The organism is Leifsonia sp. (assembly GCF_051955155.1).
Lineage (GTDB): Bacteria > Actinomycetota > Actinomycetes > Actinomycetales > Microbacteriaceae > Leifsonia.
This window is the reverse complement of record NZ_JBQCGZ010000090.1, coordinates 1-5,597: the sequence shown is the minus strand read 5'-3', so window position 1 is coordinate 5,597 and position 5,597 is coordinate 1. Positions and strand designations below refer to the sequence as shown.

Sequence of the window (5,597 nt, the reverse complement as noted above, 5' to 3'; positions counted from 1 at the left end):
GTGCGCATGGCGCAGGACTTCACCCTGCGCGTCCCGCTGGTCGACGGCCACGGCAACTTCGGCTCGCTCGACGATGGCCCCGCGGCGGCGCGCTACACGGAGGCGCGACTGGCCGCCGCCGCCCTCGCGATGACCGAGGACCTGGACGAGGACGTCGTCGACTTCGTCCCGAACTACGACAACCAGTTGCTGCAGCCGGACGTGCTGCCCGCCGCGTTCCCGAACCTGCTGGTCAACGGCGCGAGCGGCATCGCCGTCGGCATGGCCACGAACATGGCGCCGCACAACCTCATCGAGGTCGTCGGCGCTGCTCGCCACCTGCTCGAGAACCCGGACGCGACCCTCGACGACCTGATGGCGTACGTCCCCGGCCCCGACCTGCCCCGCGGCGGCACCATCGCCGGCCTCGCCGGCGTCCGCGACGCCTACGCGACCGGCCGCGGCAGCTTCCGGATGCGCGCGAAGGTCGCCGTCGAGTCGATCACGGCGCGCAAGAGCGGCCTGATCGTCACGGAGCTGCCCTACATGGTCGGCCCGGAGAAGGTGATCGAGAAGATCAAGGACGGCGTCAACGCGAAGAAGCTGAACGGCATCTCCGACGTCACCGACCTCTCCGACCGGCAGCACGGCCTGCGCCTGGTCATCGGCATCAAGACCGGCTTCAGCCCGGACGCGGTGCTCGAGCAGCTCTACCGGCACACGCCGCTGGAGGAGGGCTTCGCGATCAACAACGTCGCGCTGGTCGAGGGCGGCCCGCAGACGCTCGGCCTGCGCGAGCTGCTGCGCGTCTACCTCGACCACCGCATCCGCGTCGTCACCCGCCGCTCCGAGTTCCGGCTCGCGCGGCGCAAGGAGCGCCTGCACCTCGTCGAGGGCCTGCTCATCGCGATCCTGGACATCGACGAGGTCATCCAGGTCATCCGCACCTCCGACGACACCGACATGGCCCGCACCCGCTTGCAGCAGGTGTTCGACCTCAGCACGCTGCAGGCCGACTACATCCTGGAGCTGCGGCTGCGCCGCCTCACCAAGTTCTCGCGGATCGAGCTCGAGACCGAGCGCGACCAGCTGCGCGCCGAGATCGAGGAGCTGGAGGCCATCCTCGCCAGCCGCACGCGCATCGAGCAGCTCGTCTCGGACGAGCTGGAGCACGTGGCCGCGAAGTTCGGAACGCCGCGCCGCACGCTGCTGACCGAGGCGAAGCCGTCGATCGCGGGAGCGTCGCGCGGCAAGGCGATGACGGTGCAGCTGGAGGTCGCGGACGTCCCCTGCCGCGTGTTCCTCTCCACGACCGGCCGCATCCTGCGGGTCGACGCCGGCGCCGGCGAGGATGCGGGACTCGACCGCATCCAGCCGCCCGCGCGGCGCAGCAAGCACGACGCGATCCTCTCGCAGCTGGACACCACCAGCCGCAGCGAGATCGGCGCCGTCACGAACAAGGGCCGGCTGATCCGGTTCTCCCCCGTCGACCTGCCCGCGGCTCCCGTGAACTCCATCCAGCTGGGCGCCGGCGTCAAGGTGGGAGACTACGTGGCGCTTGCGGACAAGAAGGAGCGCATCCTCGCGATCGTCTCCCTGGACGCGCCGCGCCCGATCGCGCTCGGCACCCGGCAGGGCGTCGTCAAACGGGTCACCCCCGGCGACTGGGCGAACAAGCCGGAGTTCGAGATCATCGCGCTGAAGGCGGGCGACGAGGTCGTCGGCGCAGTGCAGGGCGAGGACGGCGACGACCTGGTGTTCGTCGCCAGCGACAGCCAGCTGCTGCGCTTCCCGGCGTCGTCGGTGCGCCCGCAGGGCCGGGCGGCCGGCGGGATGGCGGGTATCAACCTCGGCGCGGACGCGCGCGTGATCTTCTTCGGTGCGGTGACCGCCGCCGAGCGGGAGGAGGCCGTCGTCGTGACCGTCGCGGTGAGCGACCAGACCCTCCCCGGCGCCGACCCCGGCAGCGGCAAGGTGAGCGACTACGCGGAGTTCCCCGCCAAGGGCCGCGCGACCGGCGGCGTCCGCTCGCAGCGCTTCCTCAAGGGCGAGACGGAGCTGGCCCTCGCGTGGGCCGGTCCCGCGCCCGCGCACGCGGTCGGCCCGGACGGCGCCGCGCGCGTGCTGCCGGAGGGCGGCGCCCGCCGCGACGGCTCCGGCACCCCGCTCGACATGGTCGTCGGCTCGGTCGGCCGCCGCATCGGCTGAACGCCTCACACGAAAGGGAGGACATCCCGGCCAACGGGCCCGGGATCTCCTCCCTTTCCTGCGTCAACGAGGGATTCGGCGCAGCGCTCCTCCCTTTCCGACGGCGCTGCTACGCGTCGATGCGCGCCCGGCTCAGGTCGTCGGCACCCGCGATGATGAACTCCTTGCGCGGGGCGACCTCGTTGCCCATCAGCAGCTCGAACACGCGGCTCGCCGCCTCCGCGTCGGGAACGCGGACCCGGCGCAGCGTCCGGTGCTTGCGGTCCATCGTCGTGGTCGCCAGCTGGTCCGCGTCCATCTCGCCGAGGCCCTTGTAGCGCTGGATGGGCTCCTGGTACTTCTTGCCGCGCTTCTTCAGGTCGGCCAGCACCGCCTGCAGCTCCGCCTCCGAGTACGTGTAGATCGTCTCGTTCGGCTTCGAGCCCGGGTTGACCACGATCACGCGGTGCAGCGGGGGCACAGCGGCGAAGACGCGGCCCTCCTCGATCATCGGGCGCATGTACCGGAAGAACAGCGTCAGCAGCAGGGTGCGGATGTGCGCACCGTCCACATCCGCGTCCGACATGATGATGACCTTGCCATAGCGGGCAGAGGACAGGTCGAACGAGCGACCCGAGCCGGCGCCGATCACCTGGATGATCGCGGCGCACTCCGCGTTCGACAGCATGTCCGAGACGGACGCCTTCTGGACGTTGAGGATCTTGCCGCGGATCGGCAGCAGCGCCTGGTACTCGCTGTCGCGGGCGCGCCGGGCGGTGCCGAGCGCCGAGTCCCCCTCCACGATGAACAGCTCGCTGTTGGCGACATCGCTCGACCGGCAGTCCACCAGCTTCGCAGGGAGCGATGAGGTCTCCAGCGCGTTCTTCCTGCGCTGGGTCTCCTTGTGCGCGCGAGCGGAGATGCGCGACTTCATCTCGGCGACGACCTTGTCGAGCACGAGCGCCGACTGGGCCTTGTCGTCGCGCTTGGACGAGCCGAAGCGCTCCGCCATCGCCTTCTGGACGACGTTCGCCACGATCGCGCGGACGGCGGGGGTGCCGAGCACCTCCTTGGTCTGGCCCTCGAACTGCGGCTCTGGCAGGCGCACCGTGAGCACGGCCGTGAGCCCCGCCATCACGTCGTCCTTCTCCAGCTTGTCGTTGCCGGCCTTCAGCCGCCTGGCGTTCAGCTCCACCTGCTGGCGGAGGAACTTCAGCAGCCCCTGGTCGAAGCCCGCCTGGTGGCTGCCGCCCTTCGGCGTGGCGATGATGTTCACGAACGAGCGCATCACCGTGTCGTAGCCCGTCCCCCAGCGCAGCGCGATGTCGACCTGGCAGTCGCGTCGCAGCTCCGTGGGCACCATTGCGCCGCTGTCGGAGAGCACGGGAACCGTCTCGGTGAAGTGGCCGTCGCCGGTCAGCCGCCAGGTCTCGGTGATCGGGCTGTCCGGCGCGAGGAAGTCGACGAACTCCGAGATGCCGCCCTCGTAGCGGAACGTCGTCGTCTCGCCCTCCGGGCTGCGCTTGTCGTCGATGGTGATGCCGAGGCCGGGGACGAGGAACGCCGTCTGGCGGGCGCGGCCGATCAGGTCCTCGACCGAGAAGGCAGCGCCCTTGGTGAAGATCTGGCGATCGGCCCAGTAGCGGATGCGCGTTCCGGTGACGCCGCGCTTGACCTTGCCGACAACGCGCAGCTCGCTGCCGCTGACGAACGGCGAGAACGCCGCGTCCGGGCTCGGGTCCTTCGTGCCGTCCTCGAAGATGCCAGGCTCGCCGCGGTGGAACGACATCGCGTAGGTCTTGCCGTCGCGGTCGACCTCGACGTCGAGCCGCTCGGAGAGCGCGTTGACGACGGACGCGCCGACACCGTGCAGGCCGCCGGAGGCGGCGTACGAGCCGCTGCCGAACTTGCCGCCGGCGTGCAGCTTGGTGAAGACGACCTCGACGCCTGTCAGGCCCGTCTTGGGTTCCACGTCGACCGGGATGCCGCGGGCACGGTCGCGCACCTCCACGCTGTCGTCCGGGTGCAGGATCACGTCGATGTCGGTGCCGTGGCCGGCGAGCGCCTCGTCGACCGAGTTGTCGATGATCTCCCAGAGGCAGTGCATGAGGCCGCGCGAGTCCGTCGAGCCGATGTACATGCCGGGGCGCTTGCGCACCGCCTCCAGTCCCTCCAGCACCGAGAGGTGTCTGGCGGAGTAGTCCGAGCTCGCCACGGGCGGTCCTCACCTTCCTTGCGCGATACGCATTCGGGACGCACCGCCGAGACCAGCGTACGTGGCGGGCGCGGCAGCATACGTCACCGACACCCAGGCCGGGCGCTTCCTACGCGTTGAGCGAAATAGCAGCCGATCCGCGCCTCGCTGACGGGATTACGTGGTTCTATAGATGTACCGAAGACCTTCGGTTGCGACGGAAAGGAGCATCTCATGTCGACGATCACCTCGGAGAACGGTGCTGTTGACGAGCTCGCATCGGGGCCGCAACTGACGGCTGCGGACCGCTGCGACAGCTGTGGAGCCCAGGCATACATCCGGGTCGTCGTGAACAACGGCGAACTGCTGTTCTGCGCCCACCACGGCAAGAAGCACCAGGAGAAGCTGTCGCAGATCGCGCACAGCTGGCACGACGAGACCGCTCGTCTCTTCGAAGAGCAGCGCGCCTAGCGGCTCCGGACGGCGAAAACCGACGGACCGGCTGACGACAGGATGAGATCGAGCAGGGGCGTGCACAGGCGCGCCTTCGTCGACCTGGACGTCATTCGTTCCACCGCACTCGCCTCCACGTCACCGCTCCCCGACTGCACCGCCGATCTCCGCGCGGACGCGTACGGACACGGGCTCATCCCCGTCGCCCGCACGCTGACCGACGCGGGGGTCGGCGGTTTTCTCGTGTCCAGGATCGAGGACGCCGCGGCTCTCGCCGACGACGGCATCCCGACCCGGGTCATCGTCGGCGATCCCGCCGACGGACCCCTGATCGGCCCGGAGCTGTTCGGGCTCGACCCCGCCCGGCCCGCGCCGGCGGCGATGCGGCTCGAGGCCGAGATCGTCGCGGTCAAGCGCATCGAGGCCGGCCGCGGCGTCTCCTACGGCTACACCTACCGCACGGAGCACCCCACGACGCTCGTCCTGGTCGCGCTCGGCTACGCCGACGGCATCCTGCGCGTCGCATCCAATCGCGGGCCCGTTCAGGTCGGCGACACGCGCGGCCGGATCACCGGGCGGATCGCGATGGACCAGTTCGTCGTCGACATCGGCGACGCGACGGCCGGGCTGGGCGACCCGGTCGTGGTCTTCGGCGACGGCAGCCGCGGCGAGCCCACCGTCCTGGACTGGGCGGACGCGCGCGGGGGGGCCGCCCCCCGCAAAACCACCACGCGCCGGCGCCCCCACGCCCCCGGGGAAGAGAGGGCCGCCCCAAGTCCCACGG

General features: G+C 70.5%; 4 protein-coding genes. 3 read left to right on the top strand and 1 reads right to left on the bottom strand.

Translation table 11 applies throughout. The features are described from left to right. Window positions 1-2,187: DNA gyrase/topoisomerase IV subunit A (locus tag ACTHMF_RS09520; protein WP_440317239.1), on the top strand; the 2,187-nt coding region annotated here is incomplete at its 5' end. Between the two features lie 109 nt (window positions 2,188-2,296). On the opposite strand, the gene ACTHMF_RS09515 is transcribed toward ACTHMF_RS09520, so the two are convergent. After that, complete coding sequence (locus ACTHMF_RS09515; protein ID WP_314147917.1) at window positions 2,297-4,381, bottom strand: DNA gyrase/topoisomerase IV subunit B; 2,085 nt, start codon at window positions 4,379-4,381, stop codon at window positions 2,297-2,299. 213 nt (window positions 4,382-4,594) lie between these two features. Between ACTHMF_RS09515 and ACTHMF_RS09510 the strand changes: the two genes are divergently transcribed. Beyond that, window positions 4,595-4,831 (top strand): DUF7455 domain-containing protein, encoded by a 237-nt coding sequence (locus ACTHMF_RS09510; protein ID WP_314147916.1) that lies wholly within the window; start codon window positions 4,595-4,597, stop codon window positions 4,829-4,831. 60 nt (window positions 4,832-4,891) lie between these two features. Further along, on the top strand, window positions 4,892-5,597 hold a 706-nt coding region (locus ACTHMF_RS09505), incomplete at its 3' end, for an alanine racemase C-terminal domain-containing protein (RefSeq protein ID WP_440317238.1).